Origin of the sequence: Leptotrichia sp. HMT-225, assembly GCF_030644325.1 — a bacterium.
GTDB lineage: Bacteria > Fusobacteriota > Fusobacteriia > Fusobacteriales > Leptotrichiaceae > Leptotrichia > Leptotrichia massiliensis.
Window position 1 is genome coordinate 1868582 of record NZ_CP130323.1, and the last position, 19669, is coordinate 1888250.

Below are 19669 nucleotides of genomic sequence, written 5' to 3' on the forward strand. Positions count from 1 at the left end.
CTTTTCTTTAAATTTTGTTTCAACAGTAATGTACCATATAAAACTGTTAAATTTCTTATAAAAAGCTATTTATTTAAAATGAAATCATAATAAAATTCCTTATATCCAAATCTTTTTAACCTGCAATTGTAAAACCTAGCTAGATACCTCTATTTATAGATGTTTTACATTTAATTCCGATTTATATTTTTCCAAAAATTTTTTAACATATCTCATTAAAAATAATGATCTTGCTAATGAAAAAACGATGAAAGATAACCATAATCCATGATTTTGATATGCCGGCACCACTGTAAAATACAATATCAGGAAAATTACTAATGATTGCAGCATTGAATTTCTTATATATCCTGTTTCTGTTGCTCCTGTAAAATTTCCATAAATTACTAATCCAAAACTTACAACTATTGGAAATATAACTATCCACGTTTTATATTGGTTTGCAGTGTTTATAACTTCTGCATTCTTTGTGTAAAATAATAACAGTTTTTCGCCACCTAAAATAAATGCTGTACTCAAAAAGGCTGAAATTATAATGCAAAAATGAATTGATTTTCTCATTACCCATTTTAGTTTTTTAAAATCTTTCTCTCCCACTGCTATACCCGAAAATACGCTTGAAGCATTGGCAAAGCCGTCAAAAATGTATGACATCAAATATTGAACCTGAAATAATATGGAATTTGCAGCCAATATGATTTTTCCATTGTGTGCAGCCTTTTCCAAAAATAAATTTGTTGTTACCAAAAGACATACTGTTCTTAATACTAAATCCAAATTTACCGCTCCAACCTTTTTTACTTCAGCTTTGTCAAAAATTTCTTTTAAATTTATGTTGTATAAAATCTCCTTTAATGAAAAAGTCTTTAAAATAATAAAAACTGATAAAAGAGTTGTTGTTATTTGAGAAATTAAGGTAGCAATTGCCACTCCCGCAACATCCATTTTCAGAACTTTTACAAAATATAAGTCTAGAGCAATATTTACAAAATTTGTCATAAGCTGCAAAATCAGACATTTTTTTATTTCCTTACGTCCCATTATCCAGCCTAAAAATGTATAATTTAGAAGCACGAACGGTGCTCCCCATATTAAAATATTAAAATAGACTGCTATATATTTCGTAATTTCCCTGCCAGCATCAAAAAAATGTGTAAATCCCCATAAAATAGGTTTTTGACACAAAACAAAGAAAATTCCTAATAAAACGGAAATTAACACTGGACGTACTAGAACTGTAATTTCTTCCCTTCTGTTGCTTTCTCCAAAAGCTTTTGCAGAATATCCCGATGTGCTAACACGTAAAAATCCAAAAAGCCAATAAATTGTATTAAAAATCGTTCCTCCAAGTGTTACTCCACCTATAAAGACTGGATTTGAAAGATTTCCTACAACTGCTGTGTCAACAGAATTTAGCAAAGGAACTGTCAGCGTTGACAATGTAAATCCAAATGCTAATTTCAGATATTCCCAGTTTCTAGTTTTTTCTATATTTACACTTTTTTTCATCTTCCTCCTTGAATTTACAAAAAGCATTGTTATTTCTAGTAATTTTCAGGAAATAAAATTCTTTCTACACCTTCAATTATAATGTGTAAAATCATCATGTGAACTTCCTGAATCCTGTCTGATGTTTCTCCAGGAATTATGAATTCATAGTCACATACTCCCTTCAATTTTCCACCATCTTTTCCAAGTAATGCCACTGTTTTTAAATTTCTTTCCTTAGCTGATTTAACAGCTTCAATTATATTTTTAGAATTTCCCGAAGTTGAAATTCCAAAGAAAAAATCACCTTCTTGCCCAAACGCTTCCACGCCTTTTGCAAAAATAAAGTCAAATCCATAGTCGTTTCCAACGCATGTAATATGCGAAGAATCACTAATACTTATAGACGGCAATGCTTTTCTATCATTTCTAAATCTTCCTGTAAATTCTTCAGCAAAGTGCATTGCATCACAGTTACTTCCACCATTTCCTGCAATAAGCGATTTTTTACCATTTTTGTACGCTTGTGCCAACTCCTGTGCAATTTTTTCTGTTTTTTCAATATTTTCCTCATTTTCCACAAAAGTCTTCACAGTTTCAAAAGCTGTTAAATAAGAATTTCTGATATTTTCTTTTAACACAATTTTCCTCCTAAAATTTATTTATAAATTATCTGTTTAAATTACTATTTATTTTTTACTGAAAATAACGCTGGTGTAATTTTGTAATCCTTCACAAATTTCACAAATTTGGAAATTCCAGGTTTTTCGCCATTTTCACGAATATAAGCAATTTGAAACTTATCTTCAGATTTTTCAAAGTTATGAATTACTTTTAATGTGCCTTTTTCGATTTCCTCATAAACGCTGTAATATGGCAGAACGGCAAAACCAAGACCACTTTTTATAAGGTTTTTCATCGTTTCGATACTTCCATTTATGACAATTCTGTTTTCAAAATTAAATCCTATTATTTTTTCAAATAAATCCAAGTATTTGCTTGTCAATACAGTATCTCGCTTTAACAGCTGCATTTCCTTTAATTCATTGTAATCTGATATTTTTTTCCCTGCCACAACGACAAAAGGATATTCCTCAGTTTCAATAACTTTTATTTCTTTATCTTCAATGAAATATTCCTCCATTAAAGCAATGTCAACTGTTCCTTCTTTCAGATGTTTCACAAGGGATTCACGATTTTTGATATACAAATCAAATTCAATTTCAGGATTATGTTTCTTAAATTCCACCATAATTCTTGGCAATACAGGCTCTCCAATATTATGAGTCGCCCCTATGCAAATTTTCCCTTTGCCATAATGCGAAATTTTTTCCATTTCCTTTTCCACTCGCAAAATCTTGTCAAAAACATCCTTTGACATCCGATAAAGCTCTTTTCCCGCAAAAGTCAATCTAAAATTTTTAGAATTTCTTTCAATAAGCTGGATTCCAAGTTTTGTTTCCAGTTTTTTTATTTGTATTGATACCGCAGATTGACTTATAAATAAATTTTTTGCAGCTTTCGTAAAACTCTTTTCCTTGCACGCCTCAAAGAAAATTTTTAAATGATGTACATCCACACTTATTTCTCTCCAATCATATATTCTTTGTACTATTATAACTCATACATATATTTTTGTCTAGTAAATAAAACATTGAAGAATGAAAGAATTCATTTAAAAATTACTTTGTTTAATGATTAGATTTTTTTGAAAATATTTTATTCAAAACTTTAAATACTTGTTTTAAAATGCATAAATATTATATCATTATTTATTTTGACAATCAAATTATTTTTGTTTTGTTGTAAATATCTTAAAGTAAAATAATAATTTCAAAATACGTTTTAATTATTTCTATCTATCAAAAAATTATAGAAAAATCTAATATTTTAATGATAGAATACAAACATTAACATAATTAAATTTTTAAAACTAGGAGGAAAAATGGTAGAACAATTATTTAAAGAACTGTCTTTATTGGAAGAAGTTGAAGCAATTGCATTAGGAGACTCACGAGCGGGAGAAAATTATGATGAAAAATCAGATTACGATGTGTATCTTTACGTAAATTCCCCAATTAGTGAAGAAAAAAGAAAAAATATTCTACAAAAATTCTGCAGTTATATGGAAATTGGAAACAGCTTTTGGGAATACGAAGATAATTGTGTCCTAAATAACGGAATCGAAATAGACATTCTTTACCGAGACATGAAAGATTTTATGAAAGGTATCGAAAGGGTTGTTGCTGAATATCACCCAAGCAATTCTTACACAACTTGCATGTGGCACAATCTAATTACTTGCAAAATTTTATATGATAAAAATGGAACTCTTGAAAAATACAAAAATAAATATACCATAAATTACCCAAAACAGCTAAAAGAAAACATCATAAAAAGACAGCTGGAATTAATAGACTCTTCAATGCCAGCATACCCAAACCAAATAAAAAAAGCAATTTTAAGAAAAGATTTTGTCAGTATAAATCACAGAATAACAGAATTTCTAGCTTCATATTTTGACTTATTATTCGCAATAAACGAGATAACACACCCTGGTGAAAAACGTTTAATTCAACTTTGCAAAAAACAATGCAAAATTTTGCCTGAAAACTTTGAAGAAAATCTAAATTCTCTTTTTTCACATATGTATTCAGAAGAAAATCAATCTTTATTAATGAATGATATAGAAAATATTGTAAATAATATAAAAAAGATTTCTCGCTAAATTTTTAAATAGTTTTTTTATTACAAACAGCCTAATATTTATTTGACAAACTAAAACAATTTCAATTTATATCTAAATTATTCAGTTAAATTAATAAAAGGGTAACTTTATTTTAGATTTTTCCTTTTTTTAAGCATAAAGAGTATCAGTTATCGTCCCTTTCACATCGCAATAACAGTTATTCCTATATGCTTTACATGTTTATGAGTTAAATGTTTAGGTGATAGTGTTATGCACTAATCCCAGCTCGTTTGATCATTTAATATTGTAATTTAGAATAAAAATAATATAATCATAATGTTTTAAAACAAAATTTAAAAATAATATCTATTTTTTTATTTATATAGTAATCATCTACTTAATTTAAAAAAAATTCACTATAAATATATTTAATTTATACAATAAAAAATTAAAGGAGAGCACTATGATAAGAACCGATGACGAAAAATTTCTGAAAAAATTGAAAGAAAATATCAATATTGAAAGCTTAAAAGGAGAAGAAAAAATTTTTTCATATGTAAACAGGGATTATCTTTCAGGAGATAATAAAAAATATATGAATATGTATGATAAATTATCGTTCTGGTATGATTTTGGTGAAAAATGGATAGGACTGCTCAGATATGGGAATACAATTTCTGAAATGAGAAAAAATCTTATGGAACATCTGGAATGGAAAAATGGTATTTCTGTTTTGTACGTTTCCATCGGTACTGGAAAGGATTTAAATTTTATTCCACAGAATGTTGATTTAAAATCTTTAGATTTTACAGGTATAGACATTTCCCGTGGTATGTTAAAAAAATGTCATTCAATTTGGAGAAAAAAAACAAATCTCACACTAGTAAATTGCTGTGCAGAAGATTTACCTTTTAAGGACAATGTTTTTGATATTGTTTTTCATGTAGGAGGAATTAATTTTTTTACTGATAAGGCTCTGGCTATAAAAGAAATGATTCGTGTATCAAAACCTGGTTCAAAAATAATGATAGCAGATGAAACCGCAGATTTTATCGGAACTCAATATAAGAAAAGTATTTTTACAAAAAATTACTACAGGAATACAGATTTTGATTTAAGTGAAATTCAGAAATGCATACCTGAAAGTGTAAAAGAAAAGAAGACAGACTTTTTATGGAATAACAGATTTTATTGTATTACATTCAGAAAATAGATAAAACAGTATTTTCATTCTCAACTTTAAGATAAGAGGTGTTGTTTTAGAAAAAATTGGCACAATTAATATTGCAATTTAAGTTAAAAAAATCTTTTATCTGAGTATTTATAAATATTCTTTTTAAGAAAAATAAAAAATTTGACAATAAATAAGAATTTTGATAACATTTACAGGTAGAATAAAAAAACTGTGAAAGAAGGAGAGTATATGTCAAGTATTATAATTCCAAAAAATTATGATCCAAAATACGGGATTATGGAAACAGAAATTGCTATAAAAGTGGCAAAAGACTGTTTTGAGAGAGAGCTTGCGAAAGCATTGGACTTAACAAGAATTTCTGCACCTATGTTCGTTAGAAAGTCAGCAGGAATTAACGATAACTTAAATGGCGTTGAACGTCCTGTGGCTTTTGAAATGCTGGAAATGCCAGACACAACATTGGAAATTGTGCATTCACTTGCAAAATGGAAAAGAATAGCACTGAAGCAATATGGGGTAGAGGCTGGAAAAGGTATTTATACAGATATGAATGCCATTAGAAGAGATGAAGATCTGGATAATACACATTCAATTTATGTGGATCAGTGGGACTGGGAAAAAGTTATTTCAAAAGAAGACCGAAATTTGGACTTTCTAAAAAACACTGTAAAAAAAATATATCAAGTCTTTTTAAATACAGAAAAAGAATTGACAGACAAATTCAATAAATTTGAAAAATTTTTACCAAAGGAAGTAACATTCATTACCTCACAAGAACTGGAAAATTTATATCCTGAATTGACTCCAAGTCAAAGAGAAGATAAATTTGCCAAAGAAAATGGTGCAATTTTCATTATGCAAATTGGAAAAGTGCTGGAATCAGGAGAAAAACACGATGGACGTGCTCCAGACTATGATGATTGGGAATTAAACGGAGATTTGATTATGTGGAATCCAATTCTTGACAGCTCGTTAGAATTATCGTCAATGGGAATCCGTGTAGACAAAACAGCTCTGGAACGTCAATTGAAGGAACTGAACTTGGAAGAAAGAAAAACTTTTGATTTTCATAAAATGCTTTTAAATGATGAATTGCCATTGACAATCGGGGGAGGAATCGGACAGTCAAGAATTTGCATGTTTTTATTACAAAAAGCTCACATTGGGGAAGTTCAGGCTTCAGTTTGGACTCCTGAAATCGTAAAAGAATGTAAAGAAAATGGAATTAATCTTTTATGGTACTAAAATAAAAAATCTGAAATGAAAAAAAAGTGAATTACTAATTAATTTTAGTTTTTCACTTTTTTATTAAACGGGTTTTGCTAAATAAAATAATACTATTCCTCTGTCCTGCACATATATTTCTTAATAACATTCCTTTCAATATTTTTTTACATTCCATACGTTACGTCATTTCCATCTTTATCCTCACAACGAACATTTCCATATTGCTTATAACAGTGTATACCTCTTTCTCTTCGATACTCTGTAGCTTTTTGCCACTCTCTTGGATCAAACAATTCACATCCAGTCAAACTTAATCCCAGCAAAATTACTGTTAAAATTTTAATCAAGTTTTTCATACCTTTTTACACTTCCTTTAAAATATTTTAGTTATTAAAATTATACTAGATATTTTTTATAATATGCTTTCATTATCGTTTTTTTTTTTGATTAGAATTCCATTATATAATTTTAATTTTAAAATATTTTCTATTTTCCACAACTTTCAATAAATTTATCAAAAATCTCTTGCATTTTCTCATTGCCACGAACTGCCATCATTTCAGGATGCCATTGTACTGCGTAAAAGAATTTATGATTTTTATTTTGAAAAGCTTCTATTATCCCATCATTTGCTTTTGCAATAGCAGTCAAATCATTTCCCAAATCTTTTATCATTTGATGATGATAAGAATTAATTCTTGTTTTTTCACCAAAAATTTCAAATAAAATATTATCCTTTTCAATATTTATATCGTGCGTAGGCAGGTCAGGAAGCCACTTTTGCATGTGATTAATAGTTGTTCCTGTATATTTTACATCTTGATACAAACTTCCGCCAAAATAGATATTTGCAATTTGTAATCCACGGCAAATCCCAAAAATAGGCTTTCCAGTTTTCATAAACTCATCCAAAATTGTAAGCTCAAATTTATCCCGCTCTGGCGTAATGCTCCCAACTTCCTGCAGACAGTCCTCTCCATATAAAATCGGATCAGGATCTCCTCCTCCAGAAAGTAAAAGACCATCTAAATGCTGAATTTGCTCGCTTATAACTTCCATATTTTCTGTTATTGGCAAAATAAACGGTATTCCTCCAGCATTTATAATCGCCTTGCTGTAATCCACAGAAACTATTGTCTTATGATCATTCAGTCTGTTTGGGTTTAATTCCAACGAAGTAGTAATCCCTATAATTGGTTTTCTTTTATTGTTCATTTATTAAGTTCCTTTCTTTTCTAACTTTTGCTATTATTTTTTATTTGAAATTTCTCACTCTTCCAAAAAAATCAATAAAGTTCTTATAAGTTACCATATCAATTTCATTTTGAGAATATCCTCTTTTTTTCAAGGCTTTTTTTACATTGCCTAACTCTGTAACATCGTGAAGACCAAGAAGTCCACCAGCTTCTTCTCCTTCTGGAGTATAATACTCTGCAAAGTCAAGTCCAAATCCAACTTTATCCAGTCCAATTTTTTCAGCTACATACTCTAAATGATTTAAAAGCATTTCCAAATTTTTCTCATTTTCATTCTGACTGACAAAATTATGGTAACTGTTCATTCCAACCATTCCCCCTTGTTCACCAATACACAAAATTTGATCGTCAGTTAAGTTTCTCATTGACGGACAAAGGCTTCTGGCATTAGAATGTGAAGCAAAAAAAGGCTTTTTAGAATGTTTGGCAATATCCCAGAATGTTTTATCGTTGGCATGTGAAACATCAAGTAGGATTCCCAATTCATTGATTATTCTCACAGCGTCAATTCCAAGTGAAGTCAATCCCCTGTTTTTATCTCCGCTCTGCCCTGTTGCAAAAGCGTTTGTTTCATTCCAAGTCATTCCAATATGTCGCACACCAAGCTGATTTAATAAATAAATATAGTCAAGTTTATCTCCAATCCCTGGAAGCCCTTCTATCCCAAGCATAACTCCAAACTTTTTATCTTCTTCCTTAATATTTTCCCAATTTTCAAAAATTTTAAAATCAGATGGCTCTTTTATAACCTTTATCAAATCTCTTGCGTGATACAATTCCTCAGTCATTGCTCGCAAATCTGCAAAAAAATATTCTTCAGCATTCTCCACTTCATTTACATTCAAATAAATAACAAAAATCCCTCCAAAAAGCCCTCCTTTCAAGAATTTTTCCTTATATTTATTTCTGATAACATCTTTATTTCTCTTCTGATATTCCCAGAAATTATCTGTCCACACATCTGCATGCATATCAAAAAACATTGATTTTTCCTTCTTTCTAAGTAAATTTATTTATACTGTTTTCTGTACTTCTATTTTTCAAAATAAATTTCATTCTTATTTTCATTAATTTTCAAAGTACATTTTGCTCCCATCGGCATTGTTACCAAGTCAGGCTTTTCATGTCCACTTTCAAGTCCATAAATTACAGGTTTTTCATAATCCTTGAAAAAATCTTTTAAAAAGTCCATTAACTCATAATTTTCCCCATAAGTATTTTCACAGCCTGCAAAATTACCTAACAAAACTGCATTACAGTCTTCAAATTTTCCAGCATATTTCAAATGTGTCATCATTCTGTCAATTCTGCTGATTTCTTCTTCGATTTCCTCAATAAAAAATATTTTTCCTTTTGTATCAATTTCATAATCTGTTCCTAAAGTTGTAACAATTATTGAAAGATTTCCACCAGTTAATTCGCCGTTTATTTTTTTATTTTCAAAATCCTTTTTATACAGAAGTGAAGTTTCTTTTTCTGTTCCAGTTTTTTCATCTATTGGATTTTCAAATAACCATTTTTCATCTTTTTTCTTATCCAAGGCATTAAAAAAAGATTTTTTTGTAAACTCATTAAAATCATTAAACATATTCGATTTTACCATAGGACCGTGAAAAACTCCCAAATTACACTTCTGATTAAAAGAAATGCTCAAATTTGTAACATCGCTATAACCCACAAAAACTTTAGGATTTTTCTTTATCAATTCATAGTCCAGCTTATCCAAAAGTTGTGAAGCACTAAATCCGCCCTTCACACAAAAAATTCCTTTAATTTCATCATCAGAAAAAGCCCTGTGCAAATCTGTTACCCTAATTTCAGGCGTTCCCGCCATATATCCTCCAATATTCTCAAAAAGGCTTTCCCCTAATACTGGCTCAAAACCTAAGTTTTTAATAGTTTCCTTACATTTTTTAATATCTTCTGCAAAAATAGGTGAAGAAGTACATACTAAAAAAACTTTATCTCCTTGCTTCAATGGTTCTGGAAAATTCATCCTTAAACTCCTTTTTATTTTTTTCAACTTTATATCTTTATACTTAACTGTGTTTATTATTTATTGAACATTCTTGTTTTGTCAATTTCAATTTTAAAAACAGCCTTTGTAACGATTTTTCTTATACTTCCAGAATTATCAGTTTCAGAAATATTAAGTTCAGGCTTATGCACATCATTTGGAAAAAATACGAGTACATCTCCTGTTCTCATTACTAAATCAAATTCTTTTTCACCTTCCAAAATTACTAAATCCTTTTCCGAATCAAAGCTCTTAACTTCCATATTACGAATATTACTAATTGCAACTTTTTCAGTTCCATTAATCATGATTTGTACGTCCAAATATTTTTTGTGACTTTCCCAAATTTTCTCATTTTCTTGTTTTGTAAAATATTTTCCTACATTCATTTTAATATCATTATATCCTACATCATAACTCCCATGTACAAGTGATAAAATTTTATTTCCATTTCTTTTCGCATATTCAATACAAAATTGAATATCCTTTGCCAAACTTTTGTTTTGCACTTCATCATTCATATTTGTAAAAATCATTTTTTACACTCTCCTTTAAAAAATCACAGCTAATTCTTAACTGTGATTATACCCTTTTTTATTAAGAATTTCAATAAAAAAACTTATTTAAAACTTTATTTACAACATTTCAATCATTTTTATCTTTTTCATAATTTCTTTTTCCAAAATAATTTTATCAATTTTACTTTTTAAATTTTCATCATAAAAGTTCTCAATTACTGCAATTTCACTATTTCTATTCAAATTTTTATCCCAAAATTTTTGAAAATATGGACGTAGAAATTTATTTATTTCAAGTACAGCCTTCATTTCTCCTTTATATTTCACGATATTTTGCAAATGTTCCAAAACAAGTGATTTTGTTTCATCAAAAGTTTGAATTGTGTTTATTTTACCAATATTCAGAAATTCCCTTGTTTGTGGAATTAGCCAAGGATTACCGATTATGCCTCGTGAAAGTATTATGCCGTCAAGGTTGCAGGAGGCTATTTTTTGATGTATTTCAGAAGGCTCAAATAAATCGCCGTTTCCAAAAAAATCTATATTTCTTGGCATTTTGCTTAGTTTTTCAACAATTTCCCAGTTGGCAGTTCCAGAATACATTTGCTTTTGAGTCCGTCCATGCACACAGATAAAATCAAGATTATGCTTATTTGCCAAATTCAAAAATATTTCAGGATTGTTAAAATCTTTATAGCCAATACGTATTTTTATAGAAATTTCAGCACCAATATTTTGTGTTTCAAAAAGAACCTGATCAACTAAGTTATAGTTTTCAAGAAGTGCTGAACCTGCTCCGTTTTTTATAATCTTAGGCTGTGGACATCCCATATTTATATTAATTTTTTTAAATCCAAAATTTTTCAGTTTTAAAATTCCTGAAATCAATTCTTCCTTATCTCCGCCAAAAATTTGTGTTCCAGTTCGCTGTTTATCATCACATTTTAAAAGTTCATTTATTGTAGTATCATCTTCACGATTTAATAAATTAGCATTTACCATTTCTGTGAACAAAAAATCTGGATCAAATTTTTCAAGTATCTTTCTAAAGGAATAATCTGTAGTACCAGCCATTGGGGCAGTATATATTTTCATTTTTTCTCCTACTTTTTTTTATTTTATATTATACACTTAAACTCTTTAAAAATCAAACTAAAAACAGTTTTTTTATATAACAGGCTAAACTTAATAATTCTAGTACATTTTCAAATTTTAAGTAGATTTTATTATTCTCAATTAGATTTTGAAGAATTATAAAGTATTTATAAATAATTATTTTTTATATTCCAGATATAAAAACGGTTATTTTATTACTTTTTTTAAAAACGTAAAATATTTTTACAAAAAAATGTTGACATTTGAAAAATTATGTTGTATAATTATGTTGTAAAAAGAAATGAAGTTATTAGATGCATTATAACAGGAGGAAAAAATAGTTATGAAAGCAAAAATCAAATTATTTCTATTAGCTTTGGTTCTTATGTTGAGCTGTACAAGTTGTGCGACACTTTTAGGAGCAGCTTTTGGCGGAGTAGAGGGAGCTGTTACAGGAGCACTAATAGATAGCGGATATTATTAATATTGTTAAATCAAGAAAATTAAAAAAAGTAAACAAGGAGTGATTTAAGATGAAAAAATTGATTTTAGGAATCTTTTTAGTATGTGGGATGTTGGGATTTTCAAGATATGTTGTAAGTTGTAGGGTTACAGATGTTAATTATAACTCTTCAACATGTAGAAGTTTAGATTCTGGTAAATACTTTACATTTACAGATGGTATTTTTGATAGACTTGAAGAAGGTTATACTTATACAGTTGAATTTTATGGAAATGGATATAACAATTTATATTTAGAAGATGCTGAATTCGTTGACTAAATAAAAAATTTATAAAATGATGTTATAGAAAACCCTTGTAAGAAATAAAATTAAAAAGCACTTGGAGAAATAACTTAAAAAGCTACTTTCTGAGTGTTTTTTATTTTTGAACATTATAAAAGGATTTGTTAAAGAACTTTATTATTTCCTTTGAAATTAAGTAAAGCTAAAATTTGACATTTATAAAAATCATAGTATAATGAATATAATAGAAGAAATACTAATAATTTTATAAACTAAAAATTTTTTAACTATTTAACAACTTTAAGATTATTGATTTCAATAAAAATTTAATCGTGAAAGGAGCAATGGATGAAAAAAATTTTATTATTACTAGTGGTACTTCTATCTTTATTCTCATGTGAAAAAAAAGAAAATAACATTTCCTCATCTAGCATCGAAAAACCTATACAAAAGGAAGAAACAAACGAAGAACAAATTAAAAAAATGGTTAATGTCTGGAATGAAGCCTCAAGTAATGCTGACTTTGATACCTTAGAAAAAATTTTAGGAGATAAAATTGAATATTATCAGTCCTCTGTTACTAAAGCATACTATATTTCAGATCAAAAAAAATTTTTTGCAAATAATCCTATTTACGGACAAAAAATAAAAGGAGACATCACTGTTACTCAAATTTCCAATAAGCAAGCAAAAGCTGAATTTATCAAGGAAGTTACAACTAAAAAAGGTACAAAAGAATATCCTTCCTATCTTGTTTTTGAAAATGTAAATGGCGAATGGAAACTGATTTTGGAAAGCGATTTGATTTCTGATAAAAATGTTGAAAATAAACAAAAGCATGTTTCTGAAAATCCTAATAAATCCACATACAAATATGATGAGCCAGTTACAATAGTTGGAACTTTTGGAATTAAGGAATTTGAAACAGAAACGGGAATTCAAAAACCGTATGTTTTAAAATTAAGTTCGCCAATTACAGTCGTAGCAAATGGAGGAGATGAATTTAACGAAACAGAAACTAACCAACGCACAATCCAAATGGCTCCTTCAGAAGAACACATAAACTATTTAAAATCACACAATGCTTACGGTAAACGTATTCAAGTTACAGGTTCATTTTTTCATTCTCATACAGGACATCATTTTACACCTGTTTTAATTTCTGTTTCTGAAGTTAAAATCTTAAATTAATAAATACAAAAATTAGCTGTTTTATTTAAAGTAAGACAGCTTTTTTATTTACCAAATTTCAAAAAAATAAGTAATTTATAAAACCTTTTTTAAAAACAGAAATTTAATTGCCTAAAAAAAATATATAATTAGGTATTGACTTTTTTAAAAATATAAGTTACAATGAAAATATAATATAATACAGAATTTTATTTACTGTTTAATAATTTTGGTATATATATTCTTTAAAGGAGAGGATTATTATGAAAAAAAATAAAAAATTAATGTTACTTGCAATTTCATTAATTGCTTTATTAAGTTGTACAAGCAATAATTCAACAACTGGAATTGGAAAAAGAGGTATTGGCGGAACCAGTAGAACTGGTGGAAATAATAGTGGTATCGGAAATTCATCAGTTACCAATCCAAATTCCCCAACTAACCCAGCTGCTCAAAATCCTGCAGCACCATCATTAAGTCCAAATGCAAGATTTCCAAAAATAAATCTTAGTGCAATTCCTAATTCGGAATTAGACATTTTTGCATATAACATTGCTGGAGAAAAACTAGATGTACCTAAAACTGCCAGCAGAAATCACTATGAAGTTAAAGACAGGGAAATTGGATTTTACTTGAACCGTTCAGCTACAAAACCTCTTACTATAGCTGTTCCAACAACAATGGATGTAAAAGCAGGCGGAGGAGCAATGGCATTTTTTGAAGGAAATAGCGTTTACAGTGGAAACACACACTTTTTTACAGATCCTCAGGAAGCCGTTAAGCATTATTTCACAAAACTTATAAACAATGCTGATAAATTGACATTTAATATGGAGCCTAATTCATATTTGTTCGTACTTAAAGGTGTTGAAGTAGAATTGTCTAAAACTGATGTTTCAAATCTTCTTGCCAAAATTCCTGCAAATCAAAGACCAACAATTAATGGTACTGGCTATAAACTGGTTAAATTTGATAATTCCAGACTTCTTGTAGACAAAGATGTAAACTTGGATGATCCTAACGACTTGTATAATAAAGTAGATGTTACAAATTCTACTTTCACTATTAATTCTGGTAAAACAATTACTGGAACAAAAGACAATCAAATTGGAATTAAAGGATTGTATGGATTTGAATATGAATTTGTTCCAAACGATATGAATTATAACCGTGGTACTATCGATATGAAAGGTAGCAACTCAATCGGAGCATACGGTACTGCGTCAAACTTTGATAACCGTGGAAAAATTTCTGTTGGTAAAAACTCTGTTGCAGTTTACTGGAGTGCAGAATCTGAATTTGACTATGGACTGCTTGGACCTTCTGCTCCTATTCCGCACAACTCTGCAAGAAACGATGGAGATATTCTCCTTGGGGAAAATTCAACAGGAATGTATATGGACAAGCCTTACTATGACAACAAAGGATTTATTACAAATTTAAGCAATGGAAAAATTGAAAGTACAGCACCTAATGTAATTGGAATGTGGTCAAATGTCCGTAACCAGAAGAAAGATCCTGCAGCTTCAGATACTCCACAAGACGTAATTGGAAGTGTTGGAGAAATCAATCTTTATGGAGATAAGTCAATCGGAATCTACGCTGGCGGAGACGGTGCCTATAATGTAGAAAATCAAAAATATTTTGGTTCTACTGGAAAAATCAGAATAGGTGATTCATCTGACAGAAACAACCCAAGCATGGGAATGTACAGCGATAATCCAAATGCAAAAATGATAAATAACGGAATTATAGAAATCGGTAAAGATTCAATCGGTATGGCAGGAATCAACGGAAATACTTTAGAAAACAAAGGAACTATCAGCATCACTAAGGATGGCGGTATCGGAATGTACTTGGCAAATGGTTCTAAAGGTACAAACAGCGGTACGATAACAACTGTTGGAACTCCAAAAGATGCAATTGGTGTAGTTGTAGGAAAAGATTCTGAATTCACAAATAATGGTAAAATCCACATTGAATCTGCTGGCGGTGCAGGAATTGTTGTTGCTGGCGGAATAATTAAGAATTATGGAGATATTGAAGTTAGTGGCGGTGCCGTAAGAGACCGTGTAGACAACACAAGAACTATTAAAGTTCTCTCAAACAAAACAAAACCAATCAACGGAGATTTGGGAGTTTACGTAGACACATTAGGAAAAACAAAACCAATTGAAGGTCTTTCAAACTTAGGATTACAAAGTGCAGATTTATTAATCGGTGCAGAAGCTACTGAAAAAACTAATGCTACTGAAGTAACTGTTGGAAATGATGTGCTTGATCCATTTAACAAATCTATTCAGTCAAGCAATATTGCAAACTGGAATGTAAAAACAGGTTCTTTAGTATGGGAAGCCGATTCAGAAATTAAAAATAACAAAGTGGAAAAAGTTACTTTGAAAAAACAATCCTATGCAAAATTTGCAGATAGTGAAACAACTGCAGAAGTGGCTAATGGGCTAGATGAAAAATATACTGGAACTGTGGCAGATTCAAAAGATAAACAAGTATTCAACTACTTAAATACATTGAGCGACAGAAAGGCGTTGGCAAGAACTTATCGTGAAATTAATGGAAGTCAATATATCAATGTTCAACAAAGAATAGCACAGACTGATGATATTTTAGACAATAAACTTTCTGCTTTACAAAAAGAAAATGCTGATAAATCTGGACATCATGTTTCTACTTTCTTTAACAGGGATAAACATGAGGCAAGAACGCCAGAATTAGCAGATTCAAACAGCTCAGCTTACGGAATTTCATATTTATTCAATAATGCTGATGCAAAACAGGGAATTTATGTCGGAACAGTTATTAACAACTTCAAATTTAAAGACAGTGGAAAATCAAAAGAAAATGTAACAATGTTTAAATTAGGTGCTTACAAGACATTTGACTTAAATAATCTTGAATGGACTTTAAGCGGAGATGGATTTGTTTCCAAAAACGATATGAAGAGAAGATTTGTAATCGGAAATAATGTTTATGAAAACAAGGCTAACTACAATGCTTACGGATTTGCAATTAAGAACGAATTAGGAAAAACTTTCCAAGTTGGAGAAAATGTTACAGTTAAGCCTTACGCTGGTCTAAAACTTGGCTATAGTAAATTTTCAAAAATTAAGGAAAAAGACGGAACTTTAAATATGGAAGTTAAAGGAAGCAATTACTATTCTGTAAAACCATCTGCAGGAGTTGAAGTTGGATATTCCGCTCCAATTACAGAAAATACTAAATTCAAGGCATCTTTAGGACTTGGTTATGAACATGAACTAGGAAAAGTTGAAAGCAAGGCAAACGAAGCTAAATTTACGAACACAAGCACTAAAATTAACTTAAAAGGTGCAAAATACGAAAGACGTGGAAACTTCAAGAGCGACGTAAAAGTAGGATTTGAAGCAGGAAACTTTAATTTCACAGTAAATGGTGGATATGATACGAAGGATAAAAATTCACACGTTGGTGTCGGACTTGGTGTTTCATTCTAATTTATTTTATATTTGATTTTAAAACAGGGACAGAGAAAAATTTGTTCCTGTTTTTTATTTAAAAACTATCTCATTTTTTCAAAAAATCTAAAGTTTTTATTCTAAAAATTTAAAATTTATCAATTTTTTTTACTAAAACATTTAATTCCTCAAGATAAAATATTTTCAAAGTGAAAATAAACTCAAATAATAGAATAATAGAGTACAATATATTGAAAATAAATATTTTCTTATTAAGGAGGAGTCAATATGAAAAAAGTATTAGCAATTATTCTATTATCATTATTAACAGTAGTTTCTTGTACAACTGCTACTGATGGAACGAGAAAAGTTAGTAAAACTGGAATCGGTGCAGGAATTGGAGCGGCTGCGGGAGCTGTAATCGGACAAGCTATAGGAAAAGATACAAAAGGTACATTAATTGGTACAGCTGGAGGAGCTGCAGTTGGAGCGGCTATTGGAAATATTTTTGATAGACAAGAAAAAGAATTAAGAAATAAATTAAAAGGAACTGGAGTAGACGTAAAAAGAACTGGAGAAGGTGAAATTAAATTAACAGCACCTGAAAATATTACTTTTGATATAAACAGTTATGTAATTAAACCACAATTTAGAAATACACTAGATTCAGTAGCAACTGTATTAAAGACTTACCCTGATTCAACAATCGTAGTATCAGGACACACAGACACAACAGGAAATGATGCAATTAACAATCCACTTTCTGTAAATCGTGCAAATTCAGTAGAATCTTACCTTGAGTCACAAGGTATTTCAAGCTCAAGAATAACTTCACGTGGGTATGGAAGCAAACAACCAATCGCAAGTAATTCGACAGAAGCTGGAAGAGCTCAAAACAGAAGAGTAGAAATTGCTATAATCGCAAATCAACAATAATCTTTAAAAATTTTTAGGGGTTTTTTCAAATTAAATTTTGAATTAACTCCTTTTTTTACGAAGTTTTAAAATGATAGTTAGTCTTTTTGAGATTGAAAAAAATATATAAAAAAAATAACTTTATAGATGAGTCTAACTTCTTACTCTCGTTTTAAACTAAAATTACTATAAATTTAGGAGATTTTTATGAAAAAAAATATATTATTAAAATTTATGCTGTTAATCGCTATTTTACTAAGTTTCACATTAAACGCTGGAAATAAAGAAAGTTTTAACAATTTTGAAAAATTTTCATTTAGAATGTCAAATAACCCCGATTATATAAGCTACAGAATAATATCAGGAAATGGGAATAAATATCCTGTTCAACTAAATGGGGGAAATTATCTGGCTTTCATGCCTTCAAGATATGCTGCAGTTAATGTTTATGAATTTTTATCTGATACGTTGAAAAAAGATTTTAAAATTATAAAGGTAAATAAAAAAGGAAAAATAACGGATCAATCTAAAATTATAAAATATTCGTCAAATGATTTTTTTCTAAACTACAAAGACAATGTAGATTTTCAGAAAGCTGAGCTAAAGTCGCTAGGAATGGTATTTGCAGGAGTAAAAAATGTAGGAATAGGAGAATATAAAATAACTGCTTATGGAAATAAGGGAATTGCTGGAGGAATTGACAGTAAAGGGCTAAATTGGTTAAACTTGGCATTTATTCCGACAAATTCAGCATTTTATATAAAAATGACAGGAGATAAAAATTTGGTGTCGAGTCCAAATCGTGACTATAACAGTATTCAATATACATTTTCAGTTGAGAATGGAAAAGTAGTGGCTGTGGATAAAAAAGGAAAACATTATTTAACTATTTATCAAAAAGATAACTCTTTATTTGTAGATATGGCGAAATATAATCTTGAATTTCGTGTAAATCAGTCTGAAAATCAGTTGGAATATTGGATAAATCATAAATTAAAATATGTGGAAAAATATCAGATTATGTAAAAGTAAATCCATTATTTAAATGGGTTTAGTCTTAGAATATTTATAAATATAACAAAAGAGGGGATTTTACTCCCCTGCCATTTCTTTAGACTTTTCTGTACAAGCCTTAACAGCTTCCATTACAGTTCCTCTAAATTTACCATCTTCCAACACCTTCAAGGCGGCAATTGTAGTTCCTCCTGGAGAAGTTACCTCATCTTTTAAAATTCCTGGATGTTTTTTTGTTTCAAGTATCATTTTAGCTGAGCCCAAAACTGTTTGAGCAATGATTTCGTAAGCCTTGTCTCTTGGCATCCCTTCCAGTACCCCACCATCTGCAAGAGCTTCCATAAATACGTAAACATAGGCTGGTAAAGAGCCACTAATTCCTGTATAGGCATGCATAAGTTTTTCCTCAATTTCAATACTTTTTCCAAAACTATTCAGTAATTTAAAAATCATACTTTTTTCATTTTCCTGAATGTTATGATTAAAAGAAACTGCCGTCATTCCTTCCATCACTTGAGCAGGTGTGTTTGGCATAGTTCTAATAACTTTTTTGTCAGTTCCAATAATATTTTCAATAAAACCAATGCTAATTCCAGCAGCAATTGATAAAACAATAGTTTTTTCTGACAAGTCATCTTTTATTTTATCCAGTACTTTTGGAATAATATTTGGTTTTACAGAAAGGATGAGAATATCGCTTTCTTTTGCAAGTTCGTTTTCATTTTCTGCTTTTTTTACACTGTACTCTTTTGATAATTCTTCAATTTTTTCCTTGTTTAAATCAAAAATAGCTATATTTTTATTTTCAAGAAAGTTTGAAGATGTAACGCCTTTCAATATAGAGCTTCCCATATTTCCTGCTCCAATAATTCCTAATTTCATTTAAT

The 19669-nt window shown here is 29.5% G+C and carries 19 protein-coding genes; 9 read left to right on the top strand and 10 right to left on the bottom strand.

Annotated elements, in window-relative coordinates:
- Positions 1 to 153 precede the first annotated feature (153 nt).
- The 3 genes from QU666_RS09045 to QU666_RS09055 are packed head-to-tail and all read right to left on the bottom strand — an operon-like array spanning position 154 to position 3067.
- Positions 154 to 1509, bottom strand: a complete 1356-nt coding sequence (locus QU666_RS09045) for an MATE family efflux transporter (protein ID WP_051285807.1) — start codon at positions 1507 to 1509, stop codon at positions 154 to 156.
- A 35-nt stretch (positions 1510 to 1544) separates the two neighbouring features.
- Entirely contained in the window at positions 1545 to 2129 is a 585-nt protein-coding gene (gene gmhA / locus QU666_RS09050) for a D-sedoheptulose 7-phosphate isomerase (protein ID WP_021768852.1), read from the bottom strand.
- Between the two features lie 44 nt (positions 2130 to 2173).
- On the bottom strand, positions 2174 to 3067 hold the full coding sequence (locus tag QU666_RS09055) for a LysR family transcriptional regulator (protein ID WP_006804637.1): 894 nt from the start codon (positions 3065 to 3067) through the stop codon (positions 2174 to 2176).
- 366 nt (positions 3068 to 3433) lie between these two features.
- Here QU666_RS09055 and QU666_RS09060 point away from each other — a divergent pair, with 366 nt between their 5' ends.
- The 3 genes from QU666_RS09060 (at position 3434) to asnA (ending at position 6617) form a co-directional block, all read left to right on the top strand.
- Positions 3434 to 4216, top strand: coding sequence for a DUF4037 domain-containing protein (locus tag QU666_RS09060; RefSeq protein WP_021768851.1), 783 nt, complete (start codon positions 3434 to 3436; stop codon positions 4214 to 4216).
- Between the two features lie 424 nt (positions 4217 to 4640).
- On the top strand, positions 4641 to 5390 hold the full coding sequence (locus QU666_RS09065) for a class I SAM-dependent methyltransferase (protein ID WP_021768850.1): 750 nt from the start codon (positions 4641 to 4643) through the stop codon (positions 5388 to 5390).
- Positions 5391 to 5600: 210 nt separating this feature from the next.
- Positions 5601 to 6617 carry an aspartate--ammonia ligase gene (gene asnA, locus QU666_RS09070; RefSeq protein ID WP_036070410.1) on the top strand — a complete coding sequence of 339 codons (1017 nt, stop codon included), beginning with the start codon at positions 5601 to 5603 and terminating at the stop codon, positions 6615 to 6617.
- Positions 6618 to 6763: 146 nt separating this feature from the next.
- Here the strand turns inward: asnA and QU666_RS09075 are convergent, their stop codons facing one another.
- The 6 genes from QU666_RS09075 to QU666_RS09100 all read right to left on the bottom strand — a co-directional run bounded on the left by QU666_RS09075 (position 6764) and on the right by QU666_RS09100 (position 11485).
- Positions 6764 to 6955, bottom strand: a complete 192-nt coding sequence (locus QU666_RS09075; RefSeq protein ID WP_021768848.1) for a hypothetical protein — start codon at positions 6953 to 6955, stop codon at positions 6764 to 6766.
- Positions 6956 to 7085: 130 nt separating this feature from the next.
- Entirely contained in the window at positions 7086 to 7814 is a 729-nt protein-coding gene (locus tag QU666_RS09080; protein ID WP_021768847.1) for a gamma-glutamyl-gamma-aminobutyrate hydrolase family protein, read from the bottom strand.
- A gap of 40 nt (positions 7815 to 7854) precedes the next feature.
- A complete protein-coding gene (locus QU666_RS09085; RefSeq protein WP_021768846.1) occupies positions 7855 to 8838 on the bottom strand; it encodes a dipeptidase in 984 nt (327 codons plus the stop codon).
- Between the two features lie 50 nt (positions 8839 to 8888).
- Positions 8889 to 9851 (bottom strand): LD-carboxypeptidase, encoded by a 963-nt coding sequence (locus QU666_RS09090; protein ID WP_021768845.1) that lies wholly within the window; start codon positions 9849 to 9851, stop codon positions 8889 to 8891.
- Positions 9852 to 9907: 56 nt separating this feature from the next.
- Positions 9908 to 10408, bottom strand: a complete 501-nt coding sequence (locus QU666_RS09095; protein ID WP_021768844.1) for a YhcH/YjgK/YiaL family protein — start codon at positions 10406 to 10408, stop codon at positions 9908 to 9910.
- A 99-nt stretch (positions 10409 to 10507) separates the two neighbouring features.
- The gene (locus tag QU666_RS09100; RefSeq protein ID WP_021768843.1) at positions 10508 to 11485 is read right to left on the bottom strand and encodes a tRNA-dihydrouridine synthase; all 978 of its coding nucleotides are present in this window, start codon (positions 11483 to 11485) and stop codon (positions 10508 to 10510) included.
- A 343-nt stretch (positions 11486 to 11828) separates the two neighbouring features.
- On the opposite strand from QU666_RS09100, the gene QU666_RS09105 reads away from it, so the two are divergent.
- From QU666_RS09105 to QU666_RS09130, 6 genes are all read left to right on the top strand, one after another.
- Positions 11829 to 11969 carry a hypothetical protein gene (locus QU666_RS09105; RefSeq protein WP_021768842.1) on the top strand — a complete coding sequence of 47 codons (141 nt, stop codon included), beginning with the start codon at positions 11829 to 11831 and terminating at the stop codon, positions 11967 to 11969.
- Between the two features lie 88 nt (positions 11970 to 12057).
- Positions 12058 to 12267, top strand: coding sequence for a hypothetical protein (locus QU666_RS09110; protein ID WP_304984807.1), 210 nt, complete (start codon positions 12058 to 12060; stop codon positions 12265 to 12267).
- Positions 12268 to 12579: 312 nt separating this feature from the next.
- Entirely contained in the window at positions 12580 to 13422 is an 843-nt protein-coding gene (locus tag QU666_RS09115) for a DUF4431 domain-containing protein (RefSeq protein WP_021768841.1), read from the top strand.
- 242 nt (positions 13423 to 13664) lie between these two features.
- On the top strand, positions 13665 to 16892 hold the full coding sequence (locus QU666_RS09120; protein WP_021768840.1) for an autotransporter domain-containing protein: 3228 nt from the start codon (positions 13665 to 13667) through the stop codon (positions 16890 to 16892).
- Positions 16893 to 17141: 249 nt separating this feature from the next.
- On the top strand, positions 17142 to 17789 hold the full coding sequence (locus QU666_RS09125; protein WP_021768839.1) for an OmpA family protein: 648 nt from the start codon (positions 17142 to 17144) through the stop codon (positions 17787 to 17789).
- Between the two features lie 186 nt (positions 17790 to 17975).
- Positions 17976 to 18794, top strand: coding sequence for a hypothetical protein (locus QU666_RS09130; RefSeq protein WP_021768838.1), 819 nt, complete (start codon positions 17976 to 17978; stop codon positions 18792 to 18794).
- A gap of 66 nt (positions 18795 to 18860) precedes the next feature.
- Here QU666_RS09130 and proC read toward each other — a convergent pair whose 3' ends face one another.
- Positions 18861 to 19664 (bottom strand): pyrroline-5-carboxylate reductase, encoded by an 804-nt coding sequence (proC, locus tag QU666_RS09135; RefSeq protein WP_021768837.1) that lies wholly within the window; start codon positions 19662 to 19664, stop codon positions 18861 to 18863.
- Positions 19665 to 19669 lie beyond the last annotated feature (5 nt).